Origin of the sequence: Pseudomonas gingeri, from assembly GCF_013385635.1 — a bacterium.
GTDB classification, from domain to species: Bacteria; Pseudomonadota; Gammaproteobacteria; order Pseudomonadales; family Pseudomonadaceae; genus Aquipseudomonas; species Aquipseudomonas gingeri_A.
In genome coordinates, this window is sequence record NZ_JACAPR010000004.1 from 91,198 (window position 1) to 108,220 (window position 17,023).

Genomic DNA, 17,023 nt, shown 5'->3' on the forward strand with positions numbered 1-17,023 from the left:
GCATCCGCGCTTATGACGTTTTCAGGAAGATTCACCAGCGGCCTGCTCCTGCTTTTTTGCAGCGTGGCGGCGTTGGCACAAAGTGAACTCGATGTTCGGGTCAAACCGGCCAACGATGAGTTGAAGTCCAATGTGGAAGGCTACATCGGCAGCCTCGGCAATCGCGGCGAGCGTGGGCTCGAGCGCTTCAGCCGGGGGGCCGAGGAGCAGGCGCGAAAAGCCGCCCAGGCCCTGGGCTACTACCAGCCGCGGATAGAAACCGAGGTCGAGGGCGGCAAGACGCCGCGCCTGATCCTCACCATAGATCCCGGAGAACCGGTGCGCCTGCGCAACGTGACGGTGCGCATCGAGGGGCCGGCCGCCAGCCTGAAGGCATTCCGGGTACCGAAGAGCGATACGCTCAAGCCCGGCGCCGTGCTCAATCATGGGCATTACGAAGACGCCAAGCGCCTGATCCAGAACCAGGCTTCGCGCTACGGTTTCTTCAGCGGGCGCTTTACCGCGCAGAAACTCCTGGTCGACCCACAGGCCGGTGTCGCCGATATCGAACTGGTCTACGACAGCGGCCCGCGTTATGCCCTGGGCCAGGTGCATTTCGCCGGTGACACGCCGTTCGACGATGACCTGCTGCAACGCATGGTGCCGTTCAAGCCCGATACCCCCTACGATTCCGAACTGATCGCCGAGCTCAACCAGGCCCTGCAATCGAGCGGCTACTTCGAAGGCGTGCGGGTCGACGCCGCACCCACCGCCGCCACCGCCCGGGTGATTCCGGTGGACGTCCAGTTGCAGACCCGCAAGCCGCGCACCATGGGCCTGGGCCTCGGCTATTCGACCGATGTCGGCCCGCGCGGCAAGGCCAACTGGACCCGTCACTGGGTCAATGGCGAGGGCGACAGCTACGGCATCGAAAGCGAAATCTCCGCGCCGCGCCAGAACATCGGCGTCTGGTACGACCATCCGCTGGACCCGCCACTGACTGATAAGTTGCGCTGGGCGGCCGGCTATCAGTATGAAGAACTGGCCAACACCGACAGCCTGAGCAAGCTGCTCACCGTCGGCCCGGAATGGCACAGCAAGCTGCCCAGTGGCTGGCAGCGGGTGATCTCGCTGAAATGGCAGCGCGAAGAGTATCGCCTGGGCGATGATTCGGGCCTGAGTACCTTGCTGATGCCCGGTGTCAGCTACTCGTACCTGCGCAGCGACAACCGCATCGACCCGCACGACGGCTATCGCCTGCAGTTCGATGCCAAGGTTGCCAAGGAGGGCCTGGGCTCGGACAACAACCTGCTGTACGGCACCGCCATGCTCAAGGGGCTGACCACGGTCCTGGACAAGCACCGTTTCCTCGGCCGGGTGCAATTCGGCGGTAGCGCCACCAACGGCTACAAATCGGTGCCGCCGTCCCTGCGCTTCTTTGCCGGTGGCGACCAGAGCGTGCGTGGTTATGAATACCAGAGCCTGTCCCCGGAAAACGACCAGGGCGATCGGATCGGTGGTCGCTACATGGTGGCCGGCAGTCTCGAGTACCAGTATTCCGTGGCCGACAAATGGCGGATCGCGACCTTTGTCGACCAGGGCAATTCGTTCAATACCCTGGACTTTCCCAGCCTGAAGACCGGTGTCGGTATCGGCGTGCGCTGGGTCTCGCCGGTCGGTCCGATTCGTCTCGACCTGGCCCATGCGCTGGATGATCCCGGCGGTATCCGTTTGCACTTTTCAATGGGGCCTGAGCTGTGAAGCGTGGTTTGAAAATCTCGGGCCTGGTGATCCTCGCCGTCCTGCTGTTCGTCGCGGCGTTGCTGGGGCTGGTGCTGGGTACCCAGTTCGGCAGCCGCTGGGCGCTGGGGCAAGTGCCGGGCCTGAGCGTGGAGAACTTCCAGGGCCGCCTCGGCGGGCAGTGGAGTGCCGATCATCTGCTCTGGCAGCAGGACGGCAGCAAGGTCGAGCTGCTGCAGCCGCGCTTCGACTGGTCGCTGCCGTGCCTGGCACGCTTGAACCTGTGTATCGAGCAGTTGGATGTCGAGCGGGTCGAGTTGCACTTTGCTCCGAGTACGCCGGCCAGCAGCGGTCCGCTGACGTTGCCCGAACTGAAACTGCCCCTGGCGATTCGCCTGGAGCAGGTGCGTATCGGCAGCTTCCTGCTGGATGGCGGTGAGCAGTTCAAGGAACTGCAACTGGCCGCGCGCTGGGCGGACAACGGTCTGCAGATCGACACTCTGCATCTGCAACGCGATGACTTGAGCCTGGAGCTGTACGGGCAGTTGCAACCCACCGGCGACTGGCCGCTGGCGTTGCGGGGCAAGCTGATGCTGCCGGCACCCGGCGCCACGCCGTGGTCGCTGGCGCTGGATGTCCAGGGCGACCTGCTCAAGACCTTGCGGCTCAAGGCCGACAGCAGCGGTTACCTGCAAGGTCAACTGACGGGGGAGCTGCAGGCCCTGGCGGAAAACCTGCCGGCGCGGGTGAAGATCACCGCCGACGGCTTCAAGGCCAGCGCCGACCTGCCGGATACCCTGCAACTCAATCAGCTTGAACTGACCGGCAACGGCGACCTGAAGAGCGGCTACCAGTTGCAGGGGCAGGCGACCCTGCCGGCCGAGCAGGGGCCTATCGGCCTGGCGCTGCAAGGCCGGGTCGATGCCAACGGTGCGCAGATCGCCGCGCTGGACCTGACTGCCAGTGCCGACCAGCGTCTCAAGGTCAGCGGGCAACTGGACTGGCACCAGGGCTTCAGTGCCGACGCCAATGTCGACTGGCTGGACTTCCCCTGGCATCGGCTGTACCCGCTGATCGACGAACCGGCGGTCAAGGCCCGGACCTTTATCGGCGAAGTGCACTACACCGACGGCAACTACCTGGGCAATTTCAAGGCTGACCTCGATGGTCCGGCGGGCCGCTTCAGCCTGCTCAGTCCGTTCAGCGGCGATCTGCAGCAGATCGCCCTGCCGCAATTCGAACTGACGGCGGGGCAGGGCAAGGCCAGCGGTTATCTCAAGTTGCAGTTCGCCGATGGCGTGGCCTGGGATACCGCGCTGGACCTCAGCGCGCTCAACCCGGCGTATTGGGTGGCGGAGTTGCCCGGCACCCTGGCAGGTCCCCTGCGCAGCAAGGGGCAGTTCAAGCACGAGCAGCTCGACCTTGAGGCCAATCTCGATCTCAAGGGCAAGCTGCGCGGGCAACCGGCGGTGTTCCAGGCCAGGGCGAGCGGCGCAGGTGAGCAGTGGGATCTCGCTGCCCTGGATATTCGCCTGGGTGATAACCGCGTCACCGGCAACGGCAGCCTGCAGCAGCGCCTGGCCGGTCAGCTCGACCTGGATATGCCGCGTCTCGGCCAGCTCTGGCCGCAGTTGCGCGGGCAGCTCAAGGGCCGGGTCGACCTCGCTGGCAGCCTCAAGGCGCCCCAGGGCAAGGTCAACCTGCAAGGGCAGCAGTTGGTGTACGCCGACAACCGCTTGCAGAGCCTCAGTCTCGATGCCAGCCTCGACAGCGCCCAGCGTGCCCGTCTCGAACTGAAGGGTAACGCGATCAAGCTCGGCGAAACCGACCTGGGCAACCTGCTGGTCAACGGCGAAGGTGATCTCAAGCGCCAGCAGTTGCATCTGGCTCTGCAAGGGCCACTGTTGAAGCTGGCCCTCGGCCTGGACGGCACGCTGGATCAGGGCAACTGGCGCGGTCGCCTGGCCTCGGGCGATGTGCAGACCGGCGGTCAGGATTGGAAGCTGCAGAACCCGGCGAAGCTGGAACGGCTGGCTGACGGTCGACTGAATTTCGGCGCCCATTGCTGGTTGTCCGGCGACGCCAGTCTGTGTGGCGAAGATCAGCGCCTGATGCCCGAGCCCAAGCTGCGTTATCACCTCAAGCAATTCCCGCTGGAAAGCCTGGCGCAATGGATGCCCCGGGATTTCGCCTGGCAGGGCCGGCTCAATGCCGACTTGCAACTGGACCTGCCGGCCAGCGGACCGAAGGGCCAGATCGTGGTCGACGCCAGTGGCGGTACCTTGCGCATCCGCGAAAAGCGTCGCAAGTGGCTGGACTTCCCCTACGAAACCCTCCGGCTGACCAGCAACCTGACACCCCGGCGCGTCGATACCCACCTGGATTTTCGTGGTGGCAAGCTCGGTGAGCTGACCCTCCAGGCGCAGATCAATCCGCTGGCGAAGAACAAACCCCTGAGCGGTGATTTTCGCCTCAGCGGCGTCGATCTCGCGGTGATCCGGCCTTTCGTGCCGATGGTCGAGAAACTGGCCGGGCGCCTGGACGGCAGCGGACGCCTGTCCGGTGGTTTGCTGGCGCCGCAGGTCAACGGCAACCTGAACCTCAGCGGCGGGGAAATCTCCGGACCGGAACTGCCGACCACCATCAGCGACCTGCTGGTCCAGGCGCAGATCGCCGGTGAGAACGTGCAGCTCAACGGCACCTGGAAGGGCGGCGAGTCTGGGCAGGGCAGCCTCGGCGGGCATATCGGCTGGGCTGACGCGCTGTTGGTGGACATCGCGGTCAAGGGCGCGCAGTTGCCGGTGACCGTCGAACCCTACGCGGCACTGGAAGTCGCCCCGGACCTGAAGATTTCGATGCATGGCGACAAGCTGGCGATCACCGGCAAGGTCCTGGTGCCCAAGGGCGAGATCACCGTGCGCGAGTTGCCGCCGTCGACGGTAAAAGTCTCGGATGACACGGTGATCGTCGAGCACCAGACCGAAGAGGGCAAGACCCCGCTGGCCATCGCCATGGATATCGATGTGGTGGTCGGCGAGGACAAACTGAGCTTCAGCGGTTTCGGCCTCACCGCGAACCTGGCAGGGCAGGTGCATATCGGCGACAACCTCGATACCCGTGGCGAGCTGCGCCTCAACGACGGACGTTACCGGGCCTACGGCCAGCGCCTGACCATTCGTCGCGCACGCCTGCTGTTTGCCGGCCCGGTCGACCAGCCGTACCTGGATATCGAGGCGATTCGCCAGACCGACGATGTGATCGCTGGCATACGCCTGAGCGGCAGCGCCGAGCAACCGACCACGCAGATCTTCTCGGAGCCGGCGATGAGCCAGGAGCAGGCCTTGTCCTACCTGGTGCTGGGGCGTCCGTTGAGCACCACTGGCGAAGACAACAATATGCTCGCCCAGGCCGCGTTGGGGTTGGGCCTGATGGGCAGTTCATCGGTGACTTCGGACCTGGCGAAGAACCTGGGTATCCAGGATTTCGAACTGGATACCCAGGGCAGTGGCACCAATACCGCGGTGGTGGCCAGCGGCAAGATCACCGAAAAGCTCAGCCTGCGCTACGGGGTGGGGGTGTTCGAGCCGGCCAACACCATTGCCTTGCGCTACCTGCTGAGCAAGCGCGTGTATCTGGAGGCGGCAAGTGGCGTTGCCAGTTCGCTGGATATTTTCTACAAGCGCGATTTCTAGGGCCCTTCCATGACGGCATCCCTGTAGGAGCCGGCTTGCCGGCGATGGCGTCCGCAATGTCGCAGCAAGGCTCAAGGGCCTCATCGCCGGCAAGCCGGCTCCCACAAGGGGCGCGCGCGGTTTCAGGGTCGTTCCCATGCTCCGCGTGGGAATGCCTCTCTGGACGCTCTGCGTCCGCTCTTGTGACGCGTAGCGTCACGGGCTGCATTCCTTTGCTGCGCGTGGGAACGATCAAACATGTAGGAGCAGGGCTTGCCCGCGAAGGGGCCTCTAGAATCACCAGCGACCCGCTTGTGTAACTTGCCTAGCGGTTGAGGCTCGGCATCGCCGCCTCGGGATAACGCAGCCCCGCCGCCGCATTCGCCGGGAAAACAGCCTCCAGCGCCTGCAATTCAGTTGCACTCAGTTGCACGTCCAGGGCCCCGACGTTCTCTTCCAGGTACTTGCGCTGCTTGGTCCCGGGAATCGGGATCAGGTAATCGCCCTGGGCCAATACCCAGGCCAGTGCCAGCTGTCCGGCGCTGATCCCTTTCTGCGCCGCCAGTGCCTGCACCTGCGCGACCAGTTGCAGGTTCTTCGCGAAGTTCTCGCCCTGGAAACGTGGGCTGGTGCGACGGAAGTCGTCGACGGCAAAGTCTTCCGGGGTTTTCAGCGTTCCGGTGAGGAAACCACGGCCCAGGGGGCTGTAGGGTACGAAGGCAATGCCCAGTCGCTGGCAGGCCTGCAGGCAGCCGTTGTCTTCCTGGTCGCGGCTCCACAGCGAGTACTCGCTTTGCAGTGCACTGATCGGATGAACCTTGTGTGCCCGCTCCAGGGTCGCCGCCGAGGCTTCGCTCAGGCCCAGGTAACGCACCTTGCCGGCCTTGACCAGTTCGGCCATGGCGCCGACGGTTTCCTCGATGGCCACGTCCGGATCGACACGGTGCTGGTAGTACAGGTCGAGGGTTTCGATGCCCAGGCGCTTGAGAGTGCCGTCGATGGAGCGACGGACATACTCTGGCCGGCCGTTGACTCCGCGCAGGGACGGATTGGCCGGGTCGCGCAGAATACCGAACTTGCTCGCCAGGAAGACCTGGTCGCGCTTGCCGACGAGCGCCTTGCCGAGCAGTTCTTCGTTGCTGTAGGGACCGTAGATATCGGCGGTATCCAGCAGGGTCACGCCCAGCTCCAGGGCGCGGTGCAGGGTGGCGATGGCTTCGCCGGTGTTGCTGCCGGTGGTATAGAAATCGCTCATGCCCATGCAGCCCAGGCCTATGGCGGAAACCCGCGGACCGTTTTTACCCAGTTGACGAGTGTGCATCGATAACGCTCCTGTACGAAAGATCAGCCATTGTGATCCTCGAAAAAAGCGCGATAAACCGGCTAAAAGTGCTATCACTATTCGTATTTTCTAAATAATGGATCGCCGATGGACCGTTTCAACGCCATGCGTGTGTTTACCCGGATCGTCGAACTGGGCGGTTTCGCCAAGGCCGCGGACAGCCTGCAACTGCCCCGCGCCTCGGTGACGATCCTGGTCAAGCAGTTGGAAGCGCACCTGGGGGTGCAGTTGCTGCGCCGGACCACCCGTCAGGTCAGCACTACCCTTGATGGTGCCGCCTACTACCAGCGTTGCGTGCGTCTGCTGGCGGACCTGGAGGAAACCGAGGCGGTGTTTCGCGCCACCCGCCTGAATCCGCGCGGAACCTTGCGGGTCGACATGCCGGCGGCCATCGGGCGGTTGATCGTGATTCCGGTGCTGCCGGAGTTCACCGAGCGCTATCCGCTGATCGAGCTGGAGATAGGCCTCAACGACCGCCCCGTGGACCTGATTCGCGAAGGCATCGATTGCGTGTTGCGCGGTGGCGGGGTACTGGATGACTCGTTGGTGGCCAGGCCGCTGGTGACGGTCGAGCAGGTGATCTGCGCCAGCCCGGCCTACCTGCGCAAGTACGGTGTGCCCACCTCGCTGGAGGCGCTCGCGGAGCACCAGATGGTCGAGTATTTTTCCGGTGCCAGCGGCAAGCGTTATGGCCTGGACTTCCTCCAGGACGGCCAGTTGCAGGCCCTGCACCTGGCCAGACGGGTCGCGGTCAGCAGCGCCGACGGCTACCTGGCTGCCTGCGAGGCCGGATTCGGCCTGGCGCAGATTCCGTATTACCACGTGGTCGAGCAATTGCGCGATGGCCGTCTGTGCGAGGTGCTGCCGGGGATAGCGCAGCCGGGACTGCCGCTGGCCGCCCTCTACCCGCCGCACCGGCAGTTGTCCCAGCGGGTGCGGGTGTTTGTCGATTGGCTGGTGGCGGTGTGTGCCCGTCCGGGCATCGGTTTCAAGCGTTGAAGGACGGGGCGGTGGCCTGAAACGAAACGGGTGAGCCGAAGGGCTCACCCGTGGATGTCAGCGATGGTAGTAACCGGGACCGCCTCCGTAGTACCCGGGGCCGCCTCCATAGTAACGGTGGTCATGCCAGCCACCACCGCCGTGGGGAAATATGATGCAACCGCTCATGGACAACATGAGTAACACAGGAATCAGCAGTGTGATTCGACGAAACATGGACACTTCCTCATGGTTGAAGCCGGGAAGCGAAAACTCTTGCCCGGCTGTATCATGAGACTGCGTACGGGGCGGCTTATTCGGCGAGCGCTGTAGGTGCTTGGCATGAATGCCGATACAAACCCGATACAATTTTTCGTTTCAGGCTTTATTTCAGGATGCATGCAATGACCCAGGCACAACGTTTGAAGTACTCGATTCTGATCGTCCTGGTGGTGCTGGGGATCATGTTCGGCCTCACCTACCTGCAGAACACCGGCGTGATCAGCGAGAAGCTGTTCCAGTACATCGCCATCGGCGTGGCGGTGGTCGTGGTGATCATCAATGGCGTGATGCGGCGCAAGGTCAAGCCCTGACCCTCAGTCCTGCTGTTCCAGCGCCGTCAGCGCATCGGGGTGCAGGCTGTAGCTCTTGTCCGTGTTGAGCACCACCACACCCTCGCTGCACAAGCGCTTGAGCACTTCGCGCACGCTGAGGAAGGACAACGGAATGTCCAGTTCCAGCAGGTGACTGTGGACGCCGCGCACGCCCAGGCGGCGCTGGCCGCTGCCGGCGTCGAGCAGGGCATCGATCACCTTCAGCCGGATCAGGCTGGTGCGCAAGCCGAAGTGCTTGAGCAGTTGGCGAATACGCTCGTTGCCATTGCGCTCGGCAGGTTTGGCAAACATGGCGCCCGAGCTATAGGTAGGATCGCGTTGCAAGGAAATACCGTCCGTTGGCCTGTGCTGGTCGTACATGCAAAAACTCCTTTTCAGAGCCTGATCAGGAAAGTGATGTCTGCTCTCGCTTATTAAGACGAACGAGACGGCTAAATCATGAAGCCCCGAATGTAGAAAATTTGTCGGTATCAGGTCGCAGACATGTCGAGAGGCCGACCTCCGGATGTCCGGCCGACTAAATTCCGGGTGTGGCATTCGTCTTTATGGGCAGGCATCGGCTGCCCGTTGCTTTTTTCCCGTGGGCGCCGGTTTTTCCAGGCGCCCGTTCGCGGTCATGTCCCGTGCTGCCTGGTATTCGATTTGTTCTATCAGGAGTCTGCGTGATCACTTCCCGGCCATTTCCCAGGTACTGTCTTGCAGCGTTGCTGATCGGCCTGAGCCTGGGCGCCCATGCCCGTTCCGCAAGCAGCGAACTGAGCGCCGATATCCGTCGTACCACCTTCGGTGTCCCGCACATCCTGGCGAGCGATGAGCGTGGCCTCGGCTATGGCATCGGCTATGCCTATGCCCAGGACAACCTGTGCCTGCTGGCCAACGAGGTCGTCACGGTCAATGGCGAGCGCTCGAAGTATTTCGGCCCCGAGGCGTTGACCGTCGAGCAACGGGAAAACCTCACCAGCGACCTGTTCTTCAACTGGCTCAACACGCCGGCGGCGGTTTCGGCGTTCTGGCGGGCGCAGAGTCCCGAAATCAAGCAACGGGTCGAAGGTTATGTCGCCGGTTACAACCGCCAGTTACGCGAACGCCAGGCCCAGGGGCTTCCCGCGCAGTGCCAGGGTGACTGGGTGCGACCGATCACTGTGCTGGACCAGGTCAAGCTGACCCGGCGCCTGTTGGTCGAAGGCGGTGTCGGCCAGTTCGCCGAGGCGCTGGTCGCGGCGACGCCACCCGAGCAGACCGCGCAGTTGCCATCGGCGGCGTTCCAGCTGGCCGCCGAACGCATGCAACGGTTCGCCCTGGATCGCGGCAGCAACGGCGTGGCGATCGGCCGCGAACGCTCGTTCAACGGTCGCGGCCTGCTGCTCGGCAACCCGCATTTTCCGTGGATCGGCGGCATGCGTTTCTATCAGATGCACCTGACCATTCCCGGCCGGCTCGATGTGATGGGCGCTGGGCTGCCAGGCTTGCCGCTGATCAATATCGGCTTCAGCCAGCACCTGGCCTGGACCCATACGGTCGATACCTCCAAGCACTTCACCCTGTATCGCCTGCAACTCGACCCCAAGGACCCGACTCGTTATCTGCTGGATGGAAAATCCACGGCCATGGACAAGCGCCAAGTGACGGTCCAGGTCCGGCAGCCGGATGGTAGCCACAAGGCCGTCTCGCGGGTGGTCTACAGCTCGGTGTTCGGACCGGTGGTGCAATGGCCCGGCAAGCTTGACTGGAACCATCAGCTAGCTTTCAGCCTGCGTGATGCCAACCAGGACAATGATCGTGTGCTGCAGCAGTGGTATGCGATGAACCGGGCCGGCAGCCTCAAGGCGTTGCAGGCGGCGGTGCACAAGATCCAGGGGATTCCCTGGGTCAATACCCTGGCGGTGGATGACCAGGGTCAGGCGCTGTACATGAACTTGTCGGTGGTGCCGTATGTGGACGCCGGCAAGCTGCGCGAGTGCAGCGATCCGCGGGCCGGTACCGAACTGATCGTGCTCGACGGTTCACGCCGTGGCTGTGCCTGGAGCGTGGCCGCGAATGCCGCACAGAAGGGGATTTTTCCGGCGGACCGGTTACCGCAACTGGAACGTGACGATTATGTGCAGAACTCCAACGATTCGGCGTGGATGGTCAATCCGGCGGCGCCGCTCAAGGGTTTCTCGCCGGTGATCAGCCAGGACGGCCAGCCCCTTGGCCAGCGTGCGCGTTTTGCCCTCGATCAACTGGCGCGCCTGAACCAGGCCGGGCCGGTCAAGGTCGAGGACCTGCAACGGATGGTGATGGACGACCAGGTCTACCTTGCCGGCCAAGTGTTGCCGGACCTGCTGCAATTCTGTGTCGCTGACCTGGGCGCGGACGCGGCAGCCCTGGCACCGTTGTGCAGCAGCCTGAAGAACTGGGACCAGCATGCCAATCTGCAGAGTGGCCTGGGTTTTGTGCATTTCCAGAATGTCATGGGGCAGTTGTTCGAGAGTGGCGATATCTGGCGGGTCAAGTTTGATCCGGCCGATCCGCAGCACACTCCGCGCGGGCTGGACATCGACCAGGCCGAGGTGGCCAAGGCCGTGCGCGAGGCAATGTTGGCGTCGGTCGAGAGTGTGAACAAGGCGGGGCTGACGGCCGATACCCGATGGGGTGATGTCCAGCAGGTCAGCCAGGGCGGGCAACCGGTGCCGGTACATGGCGGACCGGCCACGCTGGGGGTGTACAACGCGATCCAGAGTGTCCCGGGCGAGGGCGGCAAGCGCGAGGTGGTCAGCGGCACCAGCTACCTGCAGGTGGTCAGCTTCGATGAAAACGGCCCGCGGGCCCAGGGTCTACTGGCGTTCTCATTGTCCAGCGATCCGGCATCGGCGCATTTCCGCGATCAGACCGAAGCGTTCTCGAAGAAGGCCTGGAGCGTCCTGCCGTTTACCGAGCAGCAGATCAAGGCCGACAAGCAGTATCGCTTGCAGGTGATCAGCGAGAAGCGTCCTGTGGGCGGGAAGCTGGCTCGGGAGTAGTTGGAGCTGGACGCGGTCTGCGGCGAGCGGACTTGTGTGGGAGCGGGCTTGCCCGCGAATCAGGCGGCGCGGTGTTTCAGGTACGCCGCGTTATCGTTCTTCGCGGGCAAGCCCGCTCCCACGGGGGACCGAGTGTTTCAGAGATATCGCATGAGCCTCAGGTCCGCGGCTTGTCCCGGGGAATCGAGTTGAGCACCGGATTGCCGTCCTTATTTTGGGTCAGGTAGACCGGCAGGACCTTGGGCAGCGAGGTGATCAGCTTTTTCACTTCCCCGGTGCTGTAGATGCCGCCGATGCGGATTGCCCCGGTGGCCGGGTCCGCCAGCAATACCGGGCTGCTCAGGTAACGGTTGATCAGCGGCAGGGCATCGCTCAGGCTCAGGTTATCGAGGATCAGCTTGCCGTTGCGCCAGGCCAGGGAAGCGTCGTTGGCGTAGGTCTGGCTGATCTGCGGCTCGTAGTCGCCGGCCTTGTAGCGCGCCTGCATGCCCGGATCGAGGCGATAGCCGCCGGGTTGGCTGGTGTCGCTGCTGACCAGTACCGAGCCCTGGAGCAGGGTCACACGGACCTGGTCTTCATACATCCAGACGTTGAATTTGGTCCCGGTGACACGGACCTGGCCCTTGGCGGCCTTCACCACGAAGGGATGCCCGGTGTCATGGCTGACGTCGAAAAAGGCTTCGCCGTATTTCAGCGTGACCCGTCGTTGATTCTTGTAGTCGCTGTAGGTCAGCCGGGTGCCGAGGTTCAATTCCACATGGCTGCCGTCGGCGAGGGTGACGCGCTCGACCTGGCCCGTGGCCTCGAAGCTCTGGTAGGAACTGGGCACCCAGCCGAGGTTCCAGCCGATATAGCCGGCCAGCGGAATCGCCAACAGGCTGACGGCGGCGGCGACCCCATAACGTGGCCAACGGGGGCGCCTGACAGGCAACGGGATAATCTCGGCCTCGGCCGGGCGGGGCAGGTGATCGGCGACGTCCCAGATCTCCAGCATCGCCTCGTATTCGAAGGCATGCAGCGGATCGGCCTTGAGCCAGGCGTCGAACTCTGCGCGTTCGGCCGCCGTGCAATCCTGCTCATGCAGCCGCATGCACCAATGCGCGGCGGCATCAGTGATCGCATCGTATTCGGCTTCGGAGAGGATCGGCTCTGTCATTGACTCTTCCCTATTTCCTACATTCTAACCTTCCCTGGCACTTGCCGAGAACAGTAGATGGCAAATGCATATCAATTCGGCTGGAGTTTTTCACCAAACGGCCCGGTAAAACAGTCCCTTCCTCATCTTTTCATAACGGCTCAGGTGATGTGAAAACATTGCAAAATCGCCGCTTGTACCTTGGTCACGGCCGGATCGAGCGACGCACTGGTGCGCCAGCCCAGTTCGATCGGGTACTGCGGCAGGGTCATGGGGCAGGGCAGCAGGCTCAGTCCGCTCAGTTCGGCGATGGCCCGTGCCGCATGGCCGGGGATGGTCGCTACCGCCTGGCTGCCCTTGAGCAGATGGGGCAGGGCGGCGAAATGGCTGGTCGAGGCGCTGACATGGCGGCTCAGGCCGAGGCCGGCCAGCGCTTCGTCGGTGATGCCGATAAAACCGCCGGACGACACCAGGATATGGTCGCGGGCCACGAATTGCTCAAGACTCAGGTGGGTTTGACCGATCTCCAGGCTTTGCGGGTCGACCAGGCAGCCATAGTCGCCTTCACCCAGTACCCGCCGGCTGAGCAGGCGCTCGGCGAAACCGCCGGCGGCGATGGCCAGGTCGAAATGACGTTGCAGCAGGCCTTCGCCGACGATCTGGCTATGGGTCTGGCGAAAGATCAGGCGCAGGCGCGGCGCCTGCACGGCGATCAGTTCCATCAGGCGCCGGCCGTAGGCGATTTCGAAGTCATCCGACAATCCGATGATCACCGACCGGCCTTCGTAGTGTCGGGCCAGCGGATCGACCAGTGCCAGGCTTTGCCGGCACTTGTTCAGGGCTTCGCTGATCACCGGCTTGAGCTGGTCGGCGCACAAGGTCGGCGCCAGCCCGCGTCCGGTGCGGACGAACAGCGGATCGCCGTAGACCTCGCGCAACCGCCGCAGGGCGGCGCTGATGGCCGATTGCGTGACACCCAGGCGCACGGCCGCGCGGCTGGCGCTGGACTCGTCGTGCAGGGCCTCGAAAACCTTGAGCAGGTTCAGGTCCAGGGTCTTGATATTCGTGTTGTTCATATCATTCAGTGATGAAGTGGGCTTTATTCATGATCCGGTTCGCCACGACAATCTGCAACACGCATTCATTCCTGGAGCACCGTTCATGTCCAAGTCCATCGTCGCTGCGTTGCAAATCGGTTCCCTGCCCGGTGGCAAGGGTGAAACCCTGGAACAGATCCTCGGCTATGAAGGCGCGATCATTGCCGCCGGCGCGAGCCTGGTGGTGATGCCCGAAGCTTTGCTCGGTGGCTACCCGAAAGGCGAGACCTTCGGCACCCAGCTGGGTTATCGCCTGCCGGAAGGACGCGAGGCGTTCGCCCGTTATCACGCCAATGCGATCGATGTGCCGGGGCCGGAAACCGAGGCCCTGAGCGGATTGTCGGCGCGTACCGGGGCCAACCTGGTGATCGGCGTGATCGAGCGTAGCGGCCACACCCTGTACTGCACGGTGCTGTTCTTCGACCCGCAACAGGGCCTGGCGACCAAGCACCGCAAGCTGATGCCGACCGGCACGGAACGGCTGATCTGGGGCAAGGGCGACGGGTCGACCCTGCCGGTGCTGGAGGGCAAGGCCGGGCGCATCGGCTCGGCGGTCTGCTGGGAAAACTACATGCCGTTGTTGCGCACGGCGATGTACGCCAAGGGCGTTGATATCTGGTGTGCGCCGACGGTGGACGAGCGGGAAATGTGGCAGGTGACCATGCGGCATGTGGCCTGCGAGGGGCGCTGTTTCGTGGTCAGTGCCTGCCAGGTCCAGGCGTCGCCCGCGGCCCTGGGCAGCGAGGTCGCCAACTGGCCCGCCGAGCGGCCGTTGATCAACGGTGGCAGCCTGATCGTCGGACCCATGGGCGATGTGCTGGCCGGGCCGCTGGTCGGTGAAGCCGGCCTGCTCACCGCCGAGATCGATACCGAGCAACTGGTTCGTGCTCGCTATGATTTCGACGTCACCGGTCACTACGCCCGTCCGGACGTGTTCGAATTGCAGGTGGATGAGCGCGCCAAGCCGGGGGTGCGCTTTCTTCAGAATTAAAAAGCCAGGATTAAAGAACCGGGATCGATCGGCGGCCGCGCCGCCATTCTTCGCGGGTGATTTCCCAGATATCGCAAGGCAGTGTCCCGCTGACGAAATAGCGTTCTTCGCTACGCACCAGACGCATGCCTTCGCGCTCCGAGACCCGCCGTGAGGCCTGGTTGGGCGCGGCCTTGGGCACGCACAACACGCTCCGTCCCAGGGTCTCGAACCAGTAGTCGGTAACGGCGACGCTGGCTTCGGCCATCAGACCCCGGCCCTGCCATTGCGGCGCCAACCAGAATCCACGGTTGTTGTCGATTTCCTCCATCAGGCTGATGGAGCCGATCAGTTGTTCGGGGGCCGACTTCAGGCGCATCGACCAGTGCCATTCTTCCCCGCGTTCCATGGCGGGCAGGGCGACATCCCGCAGGTAGCTCAGGGCGCCGTCCGCGGGGTAGGGCCAGGGCACCAGGGCGTTGAGGAAGCGCACCACTTCCCAGTGGGGGAACAGTTGCTGGATGGCGGGGGCGTCGGCCAGGGTCATCGGGCGGAGGATCAGGCGTTCGGTGTGCAACGTGGGATATTTTTCCATGGGGCGTGCCGTCCAGGGCGCAAATCGAAAGGTCTTTTATAACAGCCTTTGCTATCACCCGGGCGGCGGTTCACCAGGTGCCGGCGTTGGGGCCCGACAGGTTCAGTTGGCCGCGCTCGACGAAACGCATCGTACCGAACAGTCCGCCGGCCAGCTTGCCGCGCAGGACGTAGGGCAGGTTGTCGAGTTTCTGCGCCTGGCTCAGGCCCAGGGTCTGGCGCAGCACGGAAAACGCCGAGACGCTGATCGGCACCGTCAGCGTCGCTTCGGAGAAACGCTGGATCGAGCCCTGCTGATTGCTGACACCGGAGGCCAGCGGGCGGCCGTTGACCTCAAGGTCCAGGGCCACGCCGTTGTAGTCGATGGCGTTTTCATTGGGGTTCTGCAGGCGCAGGGTCACGGCGAAGCGTACCTCCATGTCCTGGCTGGGCAGCGGTTCGATGCCGACCACATTGATATTCAACGGGTCGCGGTCGGGGAACAGGGCGCAGGCACCGAGGGTCAGGAACAGCAGGCCGAGGCCCAGGAGTTTGCGCATGGCGAAGGTCTCTCGAAAGTCAGGCACTACGGCCAAGCATAGACGCCTGGATCTTTCGAGAGTTCGTTTACCGGTCGATCAACGCCGATCGTTCCCACCACGCAGCCCGTGACGCTCGGCGTCACAGGAGCGGACGCAGAGCGTCCAGGAGGCGTCCCCACGCTGGAGCGTGGGAACGATCATCAAGATCGGGAGCCTCAGATCACCGGTATCAGCGGCAGATCGAACGGCTCGCTGCCACGGTAGCGGCCCATCGCTTCGGCAATGATTGCATGGGGTACGCCAGGTACCACGCTGCTGACTTCATCCAGTCGCGCCAGATGTTCAGGGCTGAGCCGCACCTGCAAGGCGCCGAGTGTGCCGTCGAGTTGTTCCCGCGTGCGTGGCCCGAGGATCGGGATCAGGCTGGTGACCGAGCGTTTCGCCTGTTCGCGCAGCCAGGCAATGGCAACGTGGGTCGGCGTTGCGCCCAGCTCTTTGGCAACCGCCAGCAACGTGTCGATCAGGGCACTGTCGCGGGCGTTCTTTTCCACATGAATCAATCGGCCCAGTTTGCTCGCCCGGGTATTTTCGCTGCTTTCGCGGTACTTACCGGTCAGCAGGCCACCGCCCAGTGGTGACCACAAGGTAGCACCCAGGCCCAGGGCCTCGGCCATCGGCAGCAGGTCACGTTCGGCACTGCGTTCGGCCAGGCTGTATTCCGCCTGGATCGCGACGATCGGCGCATAGCCGCGTATTTCGGCGAGCAGGTCGGCCCGGGCGATACGCCAGGCCGGGAAGTTGGAGAGGCCGGCGTAGAGGATCTTCCCCGAACGCACCAGGTCGTCGAAGCCACGGAGGATTTCTTCCATGGGCGTCAGGCCGTCGCTGATATGCGCCCAGAACAGGTCGATATGTTCGGTGTTCAGGCGTTTCAGGCTTTCTTCTACCGCACGGACCATGTTCTTGCGATTGTTGCCGGTATGGGAAATCCCCGCGCTCGGCGTGGTGCCCATGGTGTATTTGGTCGCCACTACCAGACTATGGCGTTCAGCGGCAATGAACTCGCCGACCATCACCTCCGATTGCCCGGCCTGATAGCCGTTGGCAGTGTCGATGAAGTTGCCGCCGGCCTCCAGGTAACCGTCGAAGATGCGCTTCGCTTCGTCGCGCTCGGCGCCATGACCCCAGCCCGTACCGAAGTTACCGGCGCCCAGCGCCAGTTCCGAAACACGCAAGCCGCTACGACGGCCAAGGACTTTGTAATGCATGGGATGACTCCTGAAGGCAATTTAGATTTCGTACGACATGTATTTAATATGATGTGTGTAATTTATTTGGTCAAGCCGATTTTCCAGGTTCTTCGTCTCCTGACAATTTCTG

13 protein-coding genes are annotated in these 17,023 nt (G+C 63.4%); 6 read left to right on the top strand and 7 right to left on the bottom strand.

Going from position 1 to position 17,023, the window contains the following annotated elements; genetic code table 11:
• Positions 1-12 precede the first annotated feature (12 nt).
• Together HX851_RS03655 and HX851_RS03660 are read left to right on the top strand one after the other, a co-directional pair.
• Positions 13-1,740 (top strand): autotransporter assembly complex protein TamA, encoded by a 1,728-nt coding sequence (locus HX851_RS03655; RefSeq protein WP_177061171.1) that lies wholly within the window; start codon positions 13-15, stop codon positions 1,738-1,740.
• A complete protein-coding gene (locus HX851_RS03660) occupies positions 1,737-5,411 on the top strand; it encodes a translocation/assembly module TamB domain-containing protein (protein ID WP_177065058.1) in 3,675 nt (1,224 codons plus the stop codon). The genes HX851_RS03655 and HX851_RS03660 overlap by 4 nt, the downstream gene beginning before the upstream one ends.
• A 304-nt stretch (positions 5,412-5,715) precedes the next feature.
• On the opposite strand, the gene HX851_RS03665 is transcribed toward HX851_RS03660, so the two are convergent.
• Complete coding sequence (locus tag HX851_RS03665) at positions 5,716-6,711, bottom strand: aldo/keto reductase (protein ID WP_177065060.1); 996 nt, start codon at positions 6,709-6,711, stop codon at positions 5,716-5,718.
• 108 nt (positions 6,712-6,819) lie between these two features.
• Between HX851_RS03665 and HX851_RS03670 the strand changes: the two genes are divergently transcribed.
• Positions 6,820-7,731 carry a LysR family transcriptional regulator gene (locus tag HX851_RS03670; protein ID WP_177061175.1) on the top strand — a complete coding sequence of 304 codons (912 nt, stop codon included), beginning with the start codon at positions 6,820-6,822 and terminating at the stop codon, positions 7,729-7,731.
• Positions 7,732-8,114: 383 nt separating this feature from the next.
• On the top strand, positions 8,115-8,303 hold the full coding sequence (locus HX851_RS03675) for a hypothetical protein (RefSeq protein WP_017132048.1): 189 nt from the start codon (positions 8,115-8,117) through the stop codon (positions 8,301-8,303).
• 3 nt (positions 8,304-8,306) lie between these two features.
• Here HX851_RS03675 and HX851_RS03680 read toward each other — a convergent pair whose 3' ends face one another.
• Positions 8,307-8,684, bottom strand: coding sequence for a fe2+ zn2+ uptake regulation protein (locus HX851_RS03680; protein WP_177065062.1), 378 nt, complete (start codon positions 8,682-8,684; stop codon positions 8,307-8,309).
• A gap of 302 nt (positions 8,685-8,986) precedes the next feature.
• Here HX851_RS03680 and pvdQ point away from each other — a divergent pair, with 302 nt between their 5' ends.
• Positions 8,987-11,326, top strand: coding sequence for a bifunctional acylase PvdQ (gene pvdQ / locus HX851_RS03685; RefSeq protein WP_177065064.1), 2,340 nt, complete (start codon positions 8,987-8,989; stop codon positions 11,324-11,326).
• A gap of 157 nt (positions 11,327-11,483) precedes the next feature.
• Here pvdQ and HX851_RS03690 read toward each other — a convergent pair whose 3' ends face one another.
• Positions 11,484-12,482 carry a FecR family protein gene (locus tag HX851_RS03690; protein ID WP_177065066.1) on the bottom strand — a complete coding sequence of 333 codons (999 nt, stop codon included), beginning with the start codon at positions 12,480-12,482 and terminating at the stop codon, positions 11,484-11,486.
• A gap of 140 nt (positions 12,483-12,622) precedes the next feature.
• Complete coding sequence (locus tag HX851_RS03695) at positions 12,623-13,537, bottom strand: LysR family transcriptional regulator (protein ID WP_177061179.1); 915 nt, start codon at positions 13,535-13,537, stop codon at positions 12,623-12,625.
• 85 nt (positions 13,538-13,622) lie between these two features.
• Here HX851_RS03695 and HX851_RS03700 point away from each other — a divergent pair, with 85 nt between their 5' ends.
• Positions 13,623-14,549, top strand: coding sequence for a carbon-nitrogen hydrolase family protein (locus HX851_RS03700; RefSeq protein WP_177061181.1), 927 nt, complete (start codon positions 13,623-13,625; stop codon positions 14,547-14,549).
• 10 nt (positions 14,550-14,559) lie between these two features.
• Here the strand turns inward: HX851_RS03700 and HX851_RS03705 are convergent, their stop codons facing one another.
• The 3 genes from HX851_RS03705 to HX851_RS03715 all read right to left on the bottom strand — a co-directional run bounded on the left by HX851_RS03705 (position 14,560) and on the right by HX851_RS03715 (position 16,911).
• Positions 14,560-15,123 carry a GNAT family N-acetyltransferase gene (locus HX851_RS03705; RefSeq protein WP_177061183.1) on the bottom strand — a complete coding sequence of 188 codons (564 nt, stop codon included), beginning with the start codon at positions 15,121-15,123 and terminating at the stop codon, positions 14,560-14,562.
• A 70-nt stretch (positions 15,124-15,193) separates the two neighbouring features.
• Positions 15,194-15,661, bottom strand: a complete 468-nt coding sequence (locus tag HX851_RS03710) for an LEA/WHy family protein (protein WP_177061185.1) — start codon at positions 15,659-15,661, stop codon at positions 15,194-15,196.
• Positions 15,662-15,858: 197 nt separating this feature from the next.
• A complete protein-coding gene (locus HX851_RS03715; RefSeq protein ID WP_177065068.1) occupies positions 15,859-16,911 on the bottom strand; it encodes an aldo/keto reductase in 1,053 nt (350 codons plus the stop codon).
• Positions 16,912-17,023 lie beyond the last annotated feature (112 nt).